The following is a 17,004-nucleotide window of genomic DNA, read 5'->3' as shown; positions in this document are numbered from 1 at the left end:
CAGCCTGGTGATACCGGTGTCAATGCCGGATCAGGAGAGGTAGAATGCGCCTGAAAACGGGGCCAAACGGGCCGACGCGCCGCGCGATCATGGGGTCGCTGTCCGCCGCCGCGGCATTGCTATTCCTTCCCCGCGCCTGGTCCGCGACTCGCGTCCGCAAGTCTCCTCTGACACTTTGGTACGAACGACCGGCTGCGGCATGGACCGAGGCGCTGCCCGTCGGCAACGGCCGCATCGGTGCGATGATCTTCGGCGGAATCGCCAAAGAACGCCTGCAATTAAATGAAGATACACTGTGGGGCGGCGGCCCCTACGACCCCGTCAATCCTCAGGCAAAAGCCAATCTGCCCGAACTGCGCCGCCTGATTTTTGCCGGCCGGTACGCCGAAGCGGAAGCCTTCGCCAACGCGCATGTCATGGCGACGCCATTGCGCCAGGCGTCGTATAAACCGATCGGAGATCTGGCGATCGAGATGGTCGGGATCGGCGATATCGATGCTACCGGTTACCATCGGGCGCTCGACATCGATTCCGCGGTCGCCGAAACCCGCTTCACGGCGGGTGGCATCACTTACGCCCGCAGCGTGCTAGCGTCTCCGGTGGACCAGGTCGTCGCGGTCCGGCTGTCGGCCAATCGGCCGGGTAAAATCTCCTGCCGCTTATCGTTCACCTCACCCGAAAAGGCATCGCGGTCGAGCATTGAGCGGAGCGACACTCTTGTCCTGAGCGGCCGCAACGATCCGGAAGGCGCGATAGCCGGAGCGCTGACGTTCGAAGCCCGCCTGCGCGCGCGGCCGCGCGGCGGTACGATACGTGGCGATGGCGACGCGCTGGTGATCGATGGCGCCGACGAGGTCGTGCTGCTGATCGCGATGGCGACGAGCTACCGGCGCTACGACGACGTATCGGGCGATCCGACCGCGATCACGCGCGCGCAGATCGACAAAGCCGCCGCGCGGTCGTTCGCCGCGATCGCCGCCGACACCAAAGCCGAACATCGCCGCCTGTTCCGCCGGGTGGCGATCGATCTGGGCCGGACCGACGCGGCCGATCAGCCGACCGACGTCCGCATCAAACAGTCGGAGACCGTTGTCGACCCCGCGCTCGCCGCCCTGTATTTCCAGTATGGCCGGTATCTGCTGATCTCCTGCTCGCGCCCCGGCGGGCAAGCGGCGAACCTGCAGGGCCTGTGGAACGAGAGTCCTCGTCCGCCCTGGGGCAGCAAGTACACGATCAACATCAATACCGAGATGAACTATTGGCCTGCCGAACCGACCAACCTGCCCGAGTGCGTCGAGCCGCTGATCCAGCTGATCCGCGACATCGCGCAGACTGGCGAGCGCACCGCACGCGACATGTACGGCGCGCGCGGCTGGGTCTGTCACCACAATATTGATTTGTGGCGCGCGACGGCGCCGATCGATGGTGCCAAATTCGGGCTGTGGTCGATGGGCGGCGCCTGGTTGTGCACGCATCTGTGGGCGCATTACGATTACAATCGCGACAAGGCCTTCCTGGCCTCGGTCTATCCGATCCTGCGCGGCGCGAGCCTGTTCTTCCTCGACACGTTGCAGGTCGATCCGAACACCGGCCACCTCGTCACCAATCCCTCGATGTCGCCCGAGAACGGCCACGGCCACGGGTCTTCGCTGATCTATGCGCCGACGATGGATATGGAGATATTGCGCGACTTGTTCGACCAGACCGTCGCCGCCACGCGCATCCTGGGTCGGGACGCTGATCTCGCCAAACAGATCGCCGACACCCGCGCGCGGCTGTTGCCGCTGCAGATCGGCGCGCAGGGCCAGCTCCAGGAATGGCCGATGGACTGGGACATGCAGGCGGACGACCTGCATCATCGCCACGTCTCGCATCTCTATGGCCTGTTCCCGAGCCACCAGATCGATATCGAGCGCACCCCCGACCTCGCCCGCGCGGCGAAGAAATCGCTCGAGATTCGCGGCGACAAAGCGACCGGCTGGGCGACCGCCTGGCGGATCAATTTGTGGGCGCGGCTGCGCGACGGCGATCACGCGCATTCGATCCTCGCCTTCCTGCTGGGGCCGGAGCGCACCTATCCCAACATGTTCGACGCGCACCCGCCGTTCCAGATCGACGGCAATTTCGGTGGCACATCGGGGATCACCGAAATGCTGATGCAGTGCCAGGACGACATTATCGACCTGCTGCCCGCCTTGCCGAGCGCGTGGCCGACGGGATCGATCTCTGGCCTCCGCGCGCGGGGCGGCTGCACCGTCGATCTCGCCTGGCGCGACGGGAAGCTCGCGCGCGCGGCGATCACCGGCAGCGAACCAGGCAGCCGCAAGCTGCGCTATGCCGGGCGATCGATCGAGGTCGAGATAGTGCCAGGCAAGCCGGTACCGATCCGACCGGTGCGCTTCGCATGATGCCGTCCGCGCAACCGCATACCGGCTTGGGGGAAGATCGATGGAACTGAACCGGCGTGGTTTCCTGGGCGTGGCGAGCGCCGGCGTGGCGGCAGGCTTTGTCGATACGACGCACGCGGCTCCCGTTCTGCTCGAGATTCCCGATGCCGGCTGGAAATTGTGGATCGACCGCGAGGCACGCTATCTCGATGACCGCATCTACCTGCCCTCCCAAGTCGACCTGGCCGCGTTGCCGGTCAATCCGCCAACCGGCGGCTGGGGCGTGCTCGATGCCGCCAAAGCGCTCACCGTCACCCTTCCGACCACGGTCGAAGAGCATTGGTGGGGCAAGTTTGGCGAGCGCTCTTATACTGCCGACGAATATCGCTATGCGGAGAACGATCCGGTCCCGCAGAACGGCGCCTATCGCGGCGTGTCGTGGTGGTACCGTTCGATCGACATTCCGGCGGCGGCGCGCGGCAAGCGCGTCATGCTCCATATCCGCGGCGCGCGGATGCGAGCGGAGGTCTATCTCAACGAAAAGCTGGTCGGCTATTCGATCATGTCCGAGCTGCCGATCGACTGCGACCTGACCGCGGCGATGTCACCCGGTCAGGCCAACCGGCTCGCGATCCGCATCACCAATCCCGGCGGGCGCTATGACTGGCGCGATTCGACGACGATGCAATGGGGCGCCGCCAAGCTCTTCCAGTCGCACGGCTTTGGCGGGCTCGATCGCGGCCAGACGCTGAGCGCACATCCGATCGACGCGCATATCCGCGACGCCTGGGTGCTCAACACAGCCGATCCGCGCATCGTCAGCGCACGAATGGAAATCGTGTTCGAGCGCGCCCCTCGCGACATCGCCGCGCTGCGCTCGCAGGCGACGCTGGCGTTGCTCGACACCAAGGGTGCGACGCTACCCGCCGCGGCAAGCCTCGATGCGCTGACGCTCGACGGCAAGGTGGCCACCGCGATCTTCACCTTGCGCGCCGCCGATGCCGAATTGTGGAGCCTCGAGACTCCGACGCTCTACCTGGCGCGGTTCGGCTGGGGCGACGACATTCGTAAGGTCCGTTTCGGCTTTCGCTGGTTCGCCCCCGACGGGATAGGCGGCAACGCCGTCTTGCGCCTCAATGGCCGCCGCATGCGGCTCTATTCGGCGATCTCCTGGGGCTATTGGGGTTATAACGGGCTGTGGCCGACCCCCGAGCTCGCTCGCCGCGAAGTCACGTCGGCCAAGGCGCTGGGGCTTAACTGCCTTCATTTCCACCGCAATGTCGGCAAACCTGAAGTGTTCGCCGCGCAGGACGAAATGGGCTTGCTGCGCGTGATGGAGCCGGGCGGCGGCCGTTTCGCGATCGGCCGCGGCCTCAAGCCCGGCGAACAATTGTCGTCCGCGGATCGCTTCAGCCGCGACTTCCTGGTCGAGAAATGCGTCGCGATGGCCAAGGCGTTCCGCTCGCACCCCTCGCTTGTCCAGTACACGTTGCAGAACGAGCTTGGCGCCGACCTCGCCAATCCAGACGTCCAAGCGGCACTGAAGGCGATCCACGATGCCGACCCCAGCAGAACGGTGGTGCTCAACGACGGCTTCGTCCAGCGCGGCGCGGCGCAGGCGATGTACCTGCCCTATGACGACCATTTCTATCGGTCGGACAGGGAGCAATGGGGCGGCTGGTGGAACAATCACCAGGGCGCGGGCGACCAATGGTACGACAAATTCTATCGCGGCAAGGACGATTATATCCACCGCCAGACCGGCAAGCCGTTCATCGTCGAATTCGGCGAGATGGAAGGCTGCGCGGTCGCCGATAACCACGCGAAGATGGTCGCGGACATCACCCAGCGAGGCAGTTCCTACGATCTTGCCGACCATCGCGCGACCCTGACCGCGACCGAGGCGTTTCTCGACAAATGGGGCTTTCGCAAAGCCTTCCCCACCGCGGAAAGCCTGTTCCTGTCGATCGGCCGCAAAGCCTATGACAGCTGGCAGAATTATCTCGAGAATATCCGCATCGGCGACGAAGTCGACATCGCGTGCATCAGCGGATGGGAAACGACCGCGATCGAGAACCATTCGGGAATCGTCGACAATCTCCGCTATTTCAAGGCCGATCCGGCGCTTGTCCGCGCGAGCCTGTTGCCGATACGGCCGGTCGCGAAGCAGCGCCGGCTGGCTTATGCGTTGGGCGAAAGCGCGGAGGTCGACCTCTATCTGTTCAACGACAGCGGCGAACAGGTGCCGGGAACGCTCCGCCTGTCGGTGATCGGACCCGATGGCAGCGAGCGCGACGTCGCGACCTATCCTGCTCCAACATTCGAGCCGGATGTGATGCGGCACTTGATCGCCGAGCAGGTCGCACTTCCCGCTTTTGGAGTGCCCGGCCCGCACCGCGTCCGTTTCGCGCATTCGGCGCATCCCGACGCGACATTCGAACGTACCTTGTGGATCGTCGCGCCCGCGGCAAAGCCGGCCCGCCCGATCAGAATCGCGGTCACCGGGGTAGCGCAGTCCCTCCGCGCGCAGCTGACGGCCCTCACCGGCGTGTCGGTCGAGGATTGGAAGCCGGGCGGCCGCTACGACGGCATCGTCGCGCAGGGCCTCAAGGTCGACGAGATCGCGCGGCGCCAGATCGGCGAGCAGACTGGCCTCGAGGCGCAGCCGAAGAAAGGCGAGAAGCCCAAACTGGTTCTGGGCGAGATCGACGGCGCCGTGCTCGATGCGGTGAAATCGGGAACGCCCCTGCTCGCGTTCGTGCCAGAGGATGGTCTGGCCGACGGGGTCGCCCGCCAGCTCTCCGCGCTCGGCCTGTTCAGTTATGAGGGCCAGGTCGGCGACCTCCGCGCGCCATGGATGGGGAATTGGAATTACCTCCGTGCGCATCCCCTGTTCGACGGCATCCCCGCGGACATGGCGACCGGCGTGCTGCATCAGGTCGAGGGTCAGGCGTCGAACGGCCTGATCGTCGATGGCGAGGGCGTCGAGGTGATCGCAGGCTACAGCCGTGACCATGACCGCCGCAACGGCGCAGCGACGCTGATCGCGCGCCATGCCGGCATGCGCGTCGCGGTCCATCGCATGCCCGACATGGTGGCGCCGTTGCAGCGCCGATTCCTGGAAAATGCCGTCCGCTGGCTCGCCATCGGCGCGCGCGCCTGACATCGAAATCGAGGGAGAGATAGATATGCGTAGTTGGACGATGGCACTGTTGCTGGGCGGTGCGCTTGGATCGGCGGCGACGGTTGAGGCGAGAGTGATCGGTTCGATGACCCCCGCGGCGCCGATCACCGAGGCCAGGATCGCGACGTTGCCGGCCGCAGAACGGGCGGTTTGGACGGCCTATCTCGCCAAATCGCGTGCGCTGATGGCGGCGGACAAGGCGGCGCTCGCGGCCGAGCGCGGCAATGCGGCCTATCCCGAGGCGCCGCATCCCGGCCGGTCCGGCGGCAGCGGCATGCCGATGGACCGGCCGCCGGCTTGGTATGCCTCTGACGAGGCGCGGCACATCGGCGACACCATCGTCAGCTTCCAGACTCCCGCCGGCGGCTGGGGCAAGAACATGGACCGCAGCGGTCCGGTGCGGGCGCGCGGCCAGCATTATGTGCCGATCGAGAATTTGCCGGCCAATGCCCGCGAGGATATCAAGACCGCCGATCCCAATTGGGCTTATGTCGGCACGATCGACAACAACGCGACGACATCCGAGTTGCGCTTCCTCGCCCGCGTCCAGGCGCAGGCGCCGGGTCCGGCGGGAGAGCCCTATCGCCGTGCCTTCCTGAAAGGCGTGCGCTATCTGCTCGACGCGCAATTCCCCAACGGCGGCTGGCCGCAAGTCTATCCGCTGCAAGGCGGCTATCACGACGCGCTGACCTTCAACGACGACGCGCTGTCGCAAGTCGCCGAGCTGCTCGCCGACGTCGCGGTACGGCGGAGCGACTATACCTTTGTCCCTACCCCGCTCGCTGCCCAGGCCGAAGCCGCCGAGGCGAAAGCGATCAAGGTCATCCTGACGACGCAAGTCGTGGTGGACGGCAAGCGGACCATCTGGGGTCAGCAGCACGACGCGCTGACGCTGGCGCCCGCCGGTGCCAGGAACTTCGAGCCGATCGCCTTGTCGTCCGACGAAAGCGCCGACCTGCTGCTGTTTCTGATGAAGCGCCCCAACCCCTCGCCCGCGATCATCGCAGCGGTGCGCGACGGTATCGGCTGGCTCAAGGCACATGCCCTGTACGGCGTCGAATGGACCCGCAACGAGCCCGGCAGCGGCGGCCGCAAGCTGATCGCGAAAGATGGCGCCGGGCCGCTCTGGTCGCGTTATTACGACATCGCCACCGGCAAGCCGATCTTCGGCGACCGCGACAAAACGATCCATGACGACGTCAACGAACTGAGCGAGGAACGGCGCAACGGGTACAGCTGGTTCAATGCCGGACCCGCCAAGGCGGTATCCGCATTCGACCGCTGGGCTCCTGCGTCCGCACACAAAACAGGCAGCTAGCCACGCCGAGCATTTCCAGCCGCTCGCTTGCGGCAACGACTTTGCCTATGCATCGCGCATGATCGGCCTCCGCTCCGCCATCGCGCGCCAGGTGCGCAGCTTGTTGTCCGATCCCGCCAATCGGCCGATCGAGCGCGCGTTCGACGGTAGCGGGTTGTTCGCGCCCGATTCGGTCAGTTGGCGCGTCCATATCGACGTCACCGGTATGATGGTAGGCGGCATCGCTGCCCTCATGCTGCAGATGCTGCACCCGCGCGTGCTGGCGGGCGTGTGGGATCATTCGAGCTTTCGCGACGACATGAATGCTCGGCTGAGAGGCACAGCGCGCTTCATCGCCCAGACCACGTTCGAGACGCGTGCGTCCGCGCAAGAGCAGATCGCACGCGTCCGCAACATTCACGACGCGGTGTCGGGAATACTGCCCGACGGCACCCCGTATCGGGCTAGCGATCCGCATTTGCTCGCCTGGGTCCATGTCGCCGAAGTGTCGAGCTTTCTCGCCGGCTGGATCCGCTATGGCGAACCGGGGATGAGCGTCGCCGACCAGGATCGTTATTATGCCGAAGTCGCGCTGATCGCCGACCTGCTCGGCGCCGATCCGATCCCGCGCAGCCGCGCCGAGGCGGACGCGATCATCCGCGATTTCCTGCCCGAGCTGAAAGCGGACGACCGCAGCCATGAAGTGCTGCACATCCTGCTCGACCAGCCCCCGCCCAGCCTGATGCTGCTGCCGTTCCAGGCGATGACGATGCGTGCCGCAGTCGATCTCTTGCCCGACTGGGCACGCCGGATGCACGGCCTTCGCCGCCCGGGCCTGAGCGGCCCGGTCGTCCACGCGGGCACGCGCGGCATCGCGGAGGTCGTGCGCTGGGCGATGAAGTCGTGACTCAGGCGATCGACGCGCGCCGCCGCGCATACAGGAAATAGATCGCCAGCCCGATCCCGTTCCAGATGAAGAACGAGATCTGGGTGATGCTCTGCAGACTGGTGAAGAGATAGAGGCAGCCCAGGATCGCGATCGGCGCCACCAACCACACCAGCGGCGTGCGGAACGGCCGCTTCACACCGGGATCGCGCCGGCGCGACACCAAGACGCAGACCGCGACCGCGATGAACGCGCACAGGGTACCGGCATTGGCCAGGCTGGCGATGACGTCGAGCGGGATCAGCGCGGCGAGCACCGACACCAGCACCGCCGTCACCGCGGTGATCCGCGCCGGCGTGCCGCGGCTCGATACCTTGGCGAGCGCGGTCGGCAGGAAGCCGTCGCGCGCCATCACCAGGAAGATTCGGCTCTGGCCGTAGAGGAAGCCCAAGATCACCGTCGGCAGCGCGATCGCTGCCGCTGCGGCGACTACCGTCGCGACACTCCCCTGCCCGATCTCGCGCAGGATCAGCGCCAGCGGCTCGGGGCTGTTCGAGAATCTGGAGAAATGCAGCGCGCCCACAGCCGCGGCAGCCACGATCATGTAGATCACGGTGCACGCCAGCATCGAGCCGACGATGCCGATGGCCAGATCGCGTTCGGGGCGCTTGGTCTCTTCGGCGGCGGTCGAGATCGCGTCGAAACCATAGAAAGCGAAGAAGATAATCGCCGCGGCTCCCATCATCCCGAACTTGACGCCGCATTGGCCGGGCGTGCTGCCGTAGCCGAGCGGCGCGAACGGATGCAGATTGGCCATGTCGAAATGGGGCAAGGCGACCGCGACGAACAGCGCCAACGTCACGATCTTGAGCAGCACCAACGCCGAATTGATCCGCGCGCTTTCGCGGGTGCCGAGCATCAGCAGCCCCGCCACCACGGCGATGATCAGGATCGCCGGCAGATTGATCCCAAAGCTGGCGGTCGCCGTCGCGGCCGCTCCGCAGACCTGGCCGCCGAGAGTCGGCCCGTGGGTCAGATAATCCGGCAGGACGATCCCCAACCCTTTCAGGAATCCGACCGCATAGCCCGACCAACCGACCGCGACCGTGGCGACGACCAGCGAATATTCGAGGATCAGCGACCAGCCGACCACCCAGGCGATCACTTCACCCAGGGTGGCATAGCTATAGGTATACGCGCTCCCCGACGCCGGAATCATCGTCGCCATCTCGGCATAGCATAGCGCCGCCGCCGCGCAGATCGCGCCCGCCACGACGAAGCTCAACAACACCGCGGGACCGGCGCGGTCGGCGCCCACGCCGATCAAGGTCAGGATGCCGGTGCCGACGATCGCGCCGACGCCCAGCGCGACCAGATGCGGCCAGCTCAGCGTGCGCGCGAGCTGATGCTCGGGCGGCGCCTCGGTGATCGTCTTGCGGCGGAGAAGGCTTGTCATTGGCACCCCTAATTTGCTCGTCTAGGGCAGGTCGTAACAGACGAAACCGTCCTGCGGGAGATGACAATGGACGCCACCCTCGACTTCGCGCTCGGCGAAACCGCCGACATGATCCGCGACACAACGCGGCGCTTCGCGAGCGAGCGGATCGCGCCCTTGGCCGCGAAAATCGATGCCGAGGACTGGTTTCCCGTCGAGTTGTGGCCGCAAATGGGTGAACTCGGCCTCCACGGCATCACGGTACCCGAGGAATATGGCGGGCTTGGCCTGGGCTATCTCGAGCATGTCATCGCGTGCGAGGAAGTCAGCCGCGCCTCGGCCTCGATCGGCCTGTCCTATGGCGCGCATTCCAATCTCTGCATCAACCAGCTGAGCCGCTGGGCCAGCCTCGAGCAGAAGGAGAAATATCTCCCCAAGCTGATCTCGGGCGAGCATGTCGGCAGCCTCGCTATGTCCGAGGCCGGCGCGGGGTCCGACGTGGTGGGCATGAAGCTGCGCGCGGAAGAGGTTCAGGGCGGCTATGTCCTCAACGGCACCAAATTCTGGATCACCAACGCGGCCTATGCCGACACATTGGTCGTCTATGCCAAGACCGGCGAGGGATCGCGCGGCATCACCACCTTCATCATCGAGAAGGACATGCCCGGCTTCTCGATCGGCCAGAAGATCGACAAGATGGGGATGCGCGGCAGCCCGACCGCCGAGCTCGTGTTCAACGATTGCGAAGTGCCCGAGGAAAACATCATGGGCCCGCTCAACGGCGGCGTCGGCGTGCTGATGTCGGGGCTCGATTACGAGCGCACCGTGCTCGCCGGCATCCAGCTCGGCATCATGCAAGCCTGCCTCGACGTCGTCATTCCCTATGTCCGCGAGCGCAAGCAATTCGGCCAGGCGATCGGCACGTTCCAGCTGATGCAGGCCAAGATCGCCGACATGTATGTCGCGCTCAATTCGGCGCGCGCTTATGTCTATGCGGTCGCCAAAGCGTGCGATGCCGGCAAGACCACGCGCTTCGACGCGGCCGGCGCGATCCTGCTCGCGAGCGAGAATGCGGTGAAGGTCAGCCTGGAGGCAATCCAGGCGCTGGGCGGCGCGGGCTATACCAAGGACTGGCCGGTCGAACGTTTCGCCCGCGACGCCAAATTGCTCGACATCGGCGCGGGCACGAACGAAATCCGCCGCATGCTGATCGGTCGCGAACTGATCGGCGCAGGTTGATAGGATAGCCGGCGATGAAACTGATCGGCCAATATGATTCCCCCTTCGTCCGGCGCGTCGGCATCACGCTGACGCTCTACGGCATCGAGTTCGAGCATTTGCCCTGGTCGACCTTTGGCGATGCCGACAAGATCGCGCCGTACAATCCGCTGCGTCGGGTGCCGGTGCTGGTGTTCGATGACGGCGTGTCGGTGATGGACTCGGGCGCGATCGTTACCCTGCTCGATGAGATGGCGGGCAACAATGCTGCGCTAGCTCGGGCTGGAGCCGATTTGCGCGCGATGCTGCGTTGGTGCTCGCTTGCTGCCGGTGCCGCCGACAAGGGCGTGAGCCTGGTCTATGAGAAAGCGTTCCGCGACGGCCTGCCGATGTGGGTCGATCGCTGCCGGGCGCAGCTGACCGACACGCTCGACCTGCTCGACCGCGAGCGCGTTGCGGCAGGCGAGTGGTTCGGCGGCGCGTCGATGAGCCATGCCGATCTGCTGACCGCGACCGTCTTCCGCTTCATCAGCGAAGCGCTCGCCGGACAGTTCGATCTCGGGCGCTGGCCGGCGCTCGTCGCGCATTCCGAAGCGTGCGAAAAGACGCCTGCCTTCCGCGCGATCTACCAACCATATGAACTCACGCCGCCCAACGACTGAGCGATGTGGCGGACGGTCATCCTCTATGCGCTGGGGCTGGCCGTCGCCGCGGTCGCGCTCGAGCAACTCAAGTTTCGCTACGCCGCCGCCGAGATTTCGACCGACCTCTATGTCGGGCTGCTCGCGCTCGGCTTCACCGCGCTGGGGTTGTGGGTCGGCCACCGGCTGACGGCGAAGAGGCCCGCCGCGCCGTTCGAACGCAATACCGCCGCGATCGCCTCGCTCGGGCTTACGCCGCGCGAATGTGAGATTCTCGATCTGCTGGCCTCGGGTCGAACGAACCAGGAGTTGGCGCGCGCGCTTGGCGTGTCGCCCAATACGGTGAAGACGCACCTCGCCAATTTGTTCGCCAAGCTCGAGGTCGACCGTAGGGTCAAGGCGATCGAGAAGGCGCGGTTCCTAGCGTTGATCGAATAGTCGATTCCCCGCTGAAATCGCATCAACCGTCAACCGTGTCACCCGCCAGCGGCGTGGCGAGCATCGAGGGTCGCTGGTTGAACGCGGCTAGCCAGCGTTCAAGGCCCGGGTGTTGACGGCCAGACGGCACGACGGCGCGAAATTCCAGCCAACTGAGCGTCGTGGCCAGCGCGATCGTACCGATGCCGATCTTACAGTCGTGTTCGATCTCGCTGGCGGCAAAGGCATATCCCGCCTCGAGCTTTGCCAGATGCCCGTCGCGCAATGGCGGGTAGCGTAAGGCCTCTGGTCGCCGTTCGGTCTCCCAGCGCACCGCGATTCCACTCTCGGCCATGCCATCGGCCAATGCCTGCAGCCGCAGCGCGCGCCATCGCGCCTCGCCGTCGCGTGGGATCAGCGGCTCGCCGTCATGCAGCGTGTCCAGAAACGCGCAGATCACGGTCGAATCGAACAACGGTGACCGGCCCGGGCGAACCAGCACCGGCACCTTGCCAAGCGGATTGAGCGCGAAGACATCGTCATTGCGCAAGGTTGGACTGGTTTCCTGGTGCCGGACCTCAATCTGATCCGCGAGCCCGGCTTCGTGCGCGAAGACAAGAACCTTGCGCGCGAACGGCGAATGCGTCTGATACTGCAAGACGAAACGATCCATCGCGGTCACCTTTGTCCACCTGAGGCGCCCGCCACCTGGCAGACGAGTTCGACCAATCGGCCGTCCGGGTCTCGCGCATACCCTGCAAAATAATCGGGATGGATATGCGGCGCCAAGGCCGGCGCCCCATCCTGTCGCCCGCCATGGCAACCGGCGCGATCAAACGCAGCGTGCACACTCTTCCAATCGGTCGCGGCAAAGGCATAGTGGACCTCGGCCGACGCCTTTCCGTTGACCAGCCAGAAATCGAGACGGCCGTCGTGACCGAAACCCTTTTGATCACCGTCGACGATGAGGTGGTAGCCGAGCGGCTTGAGCACCGCTCGATAGAAGCCGAGGCAATCCGCCATACGGAGGGTGTGAATTTCCAGATGATCGAGCACGAGGCACTTCCTTTCGACAACACCATCCCAGTAAAGGTACCGATGCGCAGAAAGGCAGCGATCTTGCCGGGACAAACGCGGCGTTTCCGCGTTGGCATGCGCAATAGGATCGTCCGATGACACTGGACCGATTCGATAGACAATTGCTCAATCTGGTTCAGGCCGATGCGGCCCGCACGGCAGATCAGCTGAGCGAGTACGTCGCCCTGTCTCCCTCGGCAATCCAGCGGCGATTGCGGCGATTGAAAGATGATGGTGTCATCGTTCGCGAAACCGCGATCATCGATCCTCGCTATGTCGGGCGGCCTACCTTCTTCGTCGTGTCGGTGCAGGTCGAACGCGAGCGGCCCGAACTACTCGCTCGGCTGCGCGCATGGCTGGCCGACCGTGACGAGGTGCAGCAGGCATTCTACGTGACGGGCGAGGCGGACTTCGTTCTGGTGATCGCTGCTCAAGATACCGAGGCATTTGACGGGCTGATGGCCGCAATGGTGGCGGACAATCCCAATGTTCTGCGGTTCACGACGAACGTCGCGCTGAGCGTGGTGAAGCGTAGCCTGTTCGTTCCCGTCACCCTCGACGCGGAATAGCCGCGGCGATGCCGGGATGCGCGCGGATAATAGGCATTCGGCCCAAATCTTTGCGGGCCAGCCGCGTGGCATTGCAGCTAGCCTGCCGCCATGAACTCCCCCACCCCCTTGCTCAATCGCCCCGCGCTCGCCGAGCAGCTTGGCGTCGCCCGCGTCTGGATCAAGGACGAAGGTAAGCGCGCGCTCGGCAACTTCAAATCTCTAGGCGGCATGGCGGCGGCCGAGGCCGCGCTCGATCGGGTCGGTGCAAGCGGCGCTACCCTGATCTGCGCGAGCGACGGCAATCATGGCCTTGCGGTCGCCGCAACGGCGCATGCGCGCGGCGTGCCGGCGCGCATATATCTGCCTGGGGCGGTCGATCGGGTGCGGGTCGATCGCATCGCAGCATTCGGTGCCGAAATTGTCCGTATCGACGGTACTTACGACCACGCGGTCGACCGTGCCCGACGCGCGGCCGCAGCCGGAGAAGGCTTGCTGATTCCGGACACCAGCGATGACATCGACGACCCCGTCGTCGCCGATGTGCTGGCGGGATATGGCCAGATCCCCCGCGAGATTGTCGCCCAGCTCGACGGCGACCACCCGACGCGCGTGTTTGTCCAGGCCGGGGTCGGCGGCCTCGCCGCCGCGATGTCGGTCGGGTTTCAACGCCTTTACGGCGATCGCATGTCGATCGTTGTAGTCGAACCGGCAGCCGCCGCCTGCGTGGCGGCTGGCCTGGGCGCCGGCCGCCCCGTGCAGATCGCGGGAACCCTGGAGACATGCGCCGACATGTTGTCATGCGGTCTGGCGTCGGCGAGCGCGCTCGAGATCCTTCGACGGGCGAACTGTCGGTCAATCGCCGTGAGCGAGCGAGCGTTGATCGATGCGGTCAAGACGATGAAGCAATGCGGCGACTTGCAAACTACCCCATCGGGGGCCGCTGGCCTGGCAGGGGCCATGGTGGCTGCTGGCGATCGTTATTGGGTCGAAGAGTTGGGACTGAACATGTCATCTCGCATTCTGTTGATCATGACCGAGCGTTGAACTGCCGCCAGGCGGCTGGTCCCGCGGATGATCTATTGCCGGATTCGCGAAAATCACCCGTTCGGGCGATAGTGTCCCGGGGAGCGGGCGGCGATGACCTCGCCGTTCGCAACAAGGGGAAACACGATGACTCCGACGCTTCGTTATTCGCTGATCTATGGCGGGCTCGCCAGTGCCGTGCTCGCCGCGTTCATCGCGGTGACCGCATTGCTGCACCACCAGGTGGAATGGGTCGCGACGCTGACCTTCGGTTATTCGGTCATGCTGGTGGCGATGAGCTTCATCTTCGTCGGCGTGAAGCGCTATCGCGACGTCGAGGGCGGCGGGGTGATCAAATTCGGGCGCGCGCTCGGCCTCGGCCTGCTGATCGCGTTGATCGCGTGCATCGCTTATACGCTGATCTGGGAATTGTACCTGGCGGCGACGCACTATCGCTTCATGGACGAATATATCGCCACGACGCTCGCCAAGGCACGCGCGAACGGCAAGAGCGCGGCGGAGATCGCCCGGATGACCGCGGAGTTCGACGGCATGCGCGCGATGTACGCCAACCCGCTGATCCGGATGCCGATGACCGCGATGGAGGTCGCGCCGGTCGGGTTGCTGGTCGCGCTCGCCTCGACAATACTCTGCAATCCCAGGCTGCTGCCCGCGCGCGCGAACGTCAGAGCAGCATCACCTTCGCCGTCACGGACAGACCCGGCCTGAGCGTCGCCAGTGCGGCCTGGCCGGGGTCGAGCCGGATGCGCACGCCGACACGCTGGACGATCTTGGTGAAATTGCCCGATCCCGGCTCGAACGGCAGCAGGGTGAATTCGCTGCCCGATCCCGGCGCGAAGCTTTCGACCGTGCCGCTCAGCGTTTCGCCCAGCGCGTCGACATAGACCTTGGCCTTCTGCCCCTCGCGCATGCCGCGCGTCTGCGTTTCCTTGAAATTGGCGACGACGTAGAGCGAGCGCGTCGGCACGACGGTGAACACGCGGCTGCCGGGCTGGACGAAATCGCCGACCTGGACCTGACGGTTGCCGACCACGCCGTCGATCGGCGCGACGATCAGCGTATGCCCGCGATCCTGTCGGGCGAGGTCGAGCGCGGCGCGCGCCTTCAGCGCCGCGGCCTCGGCGGAGGCAACTTGCGCTTCCAGCACCGGGCGGCGCGCGCGCGTCACGTCGGCCTGTTCGCTGGTGACGCCGAGCTCAGCGCGCGACTTGTCGGCCGCCGATGCCGCACCGATCGCGGTCGCCTTGATCCGTTCGGCATCGCGACGCGTGGCGAACCCCAGCCCCAGCAGTGAATCATAGCGAACCTTGTCGGCGTTCGCGCGGCTCAGTTCGGCATCGGCCGAGGCGATCACCGTGCTCGCGGCGCGCACTTGCGCCGAGGCGAGACGCTCGTCGGCGCCGAGTGCCGCCAGCGACGCGCGCGCGGTCGCGACGCCGGCTTCGGAATCGGCCAGCGCGGCCTGGGCCGCCTGCACCTTGGCGTCGTAATCCTGGGTGTCGATGCGAACGAGCGGATCGCCCGCGCGCACGATCTGATTGTCCTTGACCAGCACCGCCGAAACCAGCCCGCCGACCTTGGGCGCGACCGAGCTCGAATCGGCGTGGAGATAGGCATTGTCGGTCGACTCGCTCGACCTCGGCGCGATCAGCCACTGGATACCGGCGATCGCCACCGCGAGGGCGACCAGCCCCATGACCAACGCACTGCGCGGCACCGCGAAACGCTTCCTGGCGGGAAGTTCGGACGCCGTCGCGGCGTCGGTCGAACTGAAGGGAGCATTCATTTGGCAAGCACCAGCAAGGTGGAGGTAGCGGTTGCCATCAGGCGTCCGTCGGCATCGCGGATATCGGCTTCGGCAAAGGCGACGCGGCGGCCGATATTGACCACTCGGCCCTCGGCGCGGACCGGTCCCGTCGTGTCGTTCATGCCGCGCAGATACGAGACCTTGAGCTCGAGCGTGGTGAACCCCTGATCGGGCGTAAGCATCGAATGTACCGCAATCCCGCAGGCCGAATCGAGCAAGGTCGCGGCATATCCGCCATGGACCCCGCCCATCGGATTATAATGGCGCTCATCCGGCGTTCCCTCGAACACCGCACGTCCGCGCTCGACCTCGACCAGGGAGAAGTCCAGCGTCCGTCCGATCGGCGGCTGGGCGCCGCGGGCGAGCAAGTCGCGAACCTGCTGCAGACCGTCAGGCGCATCGGCCACGTCGCTCACTGCCGCCCCTCCAATCCATAGCGCGCGACCAGTAAGGCGTGCGCATCGGCCAGGATCGCGTCCGATTGCGCCGGATCGGCAACCGCCCTCGACAGCGCCACCGCACCGACCATCTGCGCCAGCATCGCCGATCCTTCGGCATGCGGGTCGGCGATGCCGATGCCGCCGAGTGCCTTGGCCAATCGGACCGTCAGCGCTTCCACGCCCTGGCCGAAGCGCCCGCGCTGCTGTTCGCCCGACCGCGCGAGGTCACCCGACAGAGTCGGCAGCGGGCACCCCCGCTCGCGACGGTCGCGATGCGCCGGGCTCAAATAGAAATCCACATAGGCCCTGAGCGCGGCGCGCGGATCGTCGGTCTGCTCGATCGCGTCCGACCGTCCGCGCGCGTCGTCGAACATCGTCCCGATCGCATCCGCGATCATCGCGTCCTTCGACTCGAAATGCGCGTAGAAGCCGCCATGCGTCAGCCCGGCGCGGGCCATCACCCCCGCCACCGCGACGCCCTCGGGTCCCTTGGCGCGGATCTCCTGCGCGGCCTCTTTCAACACGCGCTGGCGCGTCTCGGCCTTATGCTCGTTCGAATAGCGCACTTGAACGCCTCCTTTATATGACGCATATAATATAAACGCAGCCGGAGGCAAGTA

General features: G+C 65.6%; 16 protein-coding genes. 10 read left to right on the top strand and 6 right to left on the bottom strand.

Features of this window, described 5'->3' with window-relative positions:
* Positions 1–44: 44 nt before the first annotated feature.
* The 4 genes from AC1DSD_RS03745 to AC1DSD_RS03730 are packed head-to-tail and all read left to right on the top strand — an operon-like array spanning position 45 to position 7,775.
* Positions 45–2,408: a glycoside hydrolase family 95 protein gene (locus AC1DSD_RS03745; RefSeq protein ID WP_478028599.1), complete on the top strand. Its 2,364-nt coding sequence runs from the start codon at positions 45–47 to the stop codon at positions 2,406–2,408.
* 40 nt (positions 2,409–2,448) lie between these two features.
* A complete protein-coding gene (locus AC1DSD_RS03740) occupies positions 2,449–5,550 on the top strand; it encodes a sugar-binding domain-containing protein (protein ID WP_478028598.1) in 3,102 nt (1,033 codons plus the stop codon).
* Positions 5,551–5,575: 25 nt separating this feature from the next.
* Entirely contained in the window at positions 5,576–6,889 is a 1,314-nt protein-coding gene (pelA, locus tag AC1DSD_RS03735; protein ID WP_478028597.1) for a pectate lyase, read from the top strand.
* 58 nt (positions 6,890–6,947) lie between these two features.
* Positions 6,948–7,775, top strand: a complete 828-nt coding sequence (locus tag AC1DSD_RS03730) for an oxygenase MpaB family protein (RefSeq protein ID WP_478028596.1) — start codon at positions 6,948–6,950, stop codon at positions 7,773–7,775.
* A gap of 1 nt (position 7,776) precedes the next feature.
* On the opposite strand, the gene AC1DSD_RS03725 is transcribed toward AC1DSD_RS03730, so the two are convergent.
* The gene (locus AC1DSD_RS03725; RefSeq protein WP_478028595.1) at positions 7,777–9,210 is read right to left on the bottom strand and encodes an amino acid permease; all 1,434 of its coding nucleotides are present in this window, start codon (positions 9,208–9,210) and stop codon (positions 7,777–7,779) included.
* Positions 9,211–9,276: 66 nt separating this feature from the next.
* Here AC1DSD_RS03725 and AC1DSD_RS03720 point away from each other — a divergent pair, with 66 nt between their 5' ends.
* The 3 genes from AC1DSD_RS03720 to AC1DSD_RS03710 are packed head-to-tail and all read left to right on the top strand — an operon-like array spanning position 9,277 to position 11,486.
* A complete protein-coding gene (locus AC1DSD_RS03720; RefSeq protein ID WP_478028594.1) occupies positions 9,277–10,428 on the top strand; it encodes an isovaleryl-CoA dehydrogenase in 1,152 nt (383 codons plus the stop codon).
* A gap of 14 nt (positions 10,429–10,442) precedes the next feature.
* Complete coding sequence (locus AC1DSD_RS03715; RefSeq protein ID WP_478028593.1) at positions 10,443–11,069, top strand: glutathione S-transferase family protein; 627 nt, start codon at positions 10,443–10,445, stop codon at positions 11,067–11,069.
* 3 nt (positions 11,070–11,072) lie between these two features.
* On the top strand, positions 11,073–11,486 hold the full coding sequence (locus AC1DSD_RS03710) for a helix-turn-helix domain-containing protein (protein ID WP_478028592.1): 414 nt from the start codon (positions 11,073–11,075) through the stop codon (positions 11,484–11,486).
* A 22-nt stretch (positions 11,487–11,508) separates the two neighbouring features.
* On the opposite strand, the gene AC1DSD_RS03705 is transcribed toward AC1DSD_RS03710, so the two are convergent.
* Positions 11,509–12,138 (bottom strand): glutathione S-transferase family protein, encoded by a 630-nt coding sequence (locus tag AC1DSD_RS03705; protein ID WP_478028591.1) that lies wholly within the window; start codon positions 12,136–12,138, stop codon positions 11,509–11,511.
* Positions 12,139–12,143: 5 nt separating this feature from the next.
* Positions 12,144–12,521 (bottom strand): VOC family protein, encoded by a 378-nt coding sequence (locus AC1DSD_RS03700; protein ID WP_478028590.1) that lies wholly within the window; start codon positions 12,519–12,521, stop codon positions 12,144–12,146.
* Positions 12,522–12,637: 116 nt separating this feature from the next.
* Here AC1DSD_RS03700 and AC1DSD_RS03695 point away from each other — a divergent pair, with 116 nt between their 5' ends.
* The 3 genes from AC1DSD_RS03695 (at position 12,638) to AC1DSD_RS03685 (ending at position 14,845) form a co-directional block, all read left to right on the top strand.
* Positions 12,638–13,111 (top strand): Lrp/AsnC family transcriptional regulator, encoded by a 474-nt coding sequence (locus AC1DSD_RS03695; protein WP_478028589.1) that lies wholly within the window; start codon positions 12,638–12,640, stop codon positions 13,109–13,111.
* Between the two features lie 90 nt (positions 13,112–13,201).
* Positions 13,202–14,137, top strand: a complete 936-nt coding sequence (locus tag AC1DSD_RS03690) for a pyridoxal-phosphate dependent enzyme (RefSeq protein WP_478028588.1) — start codon at positions 13,202–13,204, stop codon at positions 14,135–14,137.
* Between the two features lie 126 nt (positions 14,138–14,263).
* Complete coding sequence (locus AC1DSD_RS03685; protein WP_478028587.1) at positions 14,264–14,845, top strand: DUF4199 domain-containing protein; 582 nt, start codon at positions 14,264–14,266, stop codon at positions 14,843–14,845.
* Here AC1DSD_RS03685 and AC1DSD_RS03680 read toward each other — a convergent pair.
* From AC1DSD_RS03680 to AC1DSD_RS03670, 3 genes are read right to left on the bottom strand one after another with little or no spacing between them, the layout of a single operon-like run.
* A complete protein-coding gene (locus AC1DSD_RS03680; RefSeq protein WP_478028586.1) occupies positions 14,802–15,923 on the bottom strand; it encodes an HlyD family secretion protein in 1,122 nt (373 codons plus the stop codon). The genes AC1DSD_RS03685 and AC1DSD_RS03680 overlap by 44 nt on opposite strands.
* A complete protein-coding gene (locus AC1DSD_RS03675; RefSeq protein ID WP_478028585.1) occupies positions 15,920–16,360 on the bottom strand; it encodes a PaaI family thioesterase in 441 nt (146 codons plus the stop codon). Before AC1DSD_RS03675 ends, AC1DSD_RS03680 begins: the two co-directional genes overlap by 4 nt.
* Positions 16,357–16,950 carry a TetR/AcrR family transcriptional regulator gene (locus tag AC1DSD_RS03670; protein ID WP_478028584.1) on the bottom strand — a complete coding sequence of 198 codons (594 nt, stop codon included), beginning with the start codon at positions 16,948–16,950 and terminating at the stop codon, positions 16,357–16,359. The genes AC1DSD_RS03675 and AC1DSD_RS03670 overlap by 4 nt, the downstream gene beginning before the upstream one ends.
* Positions 16,951–17,004 lie beyond the last annotated feature (54 nt).

It is taken from the genome of Sphingomonas sp. P4_D12, from assembly GCF_056401895.1.
The sequence above is the reverse complement of the archived record's forward strand: the minus strand, read 5'-3'. Positions and strand labels throughout refer to the sequence as shown.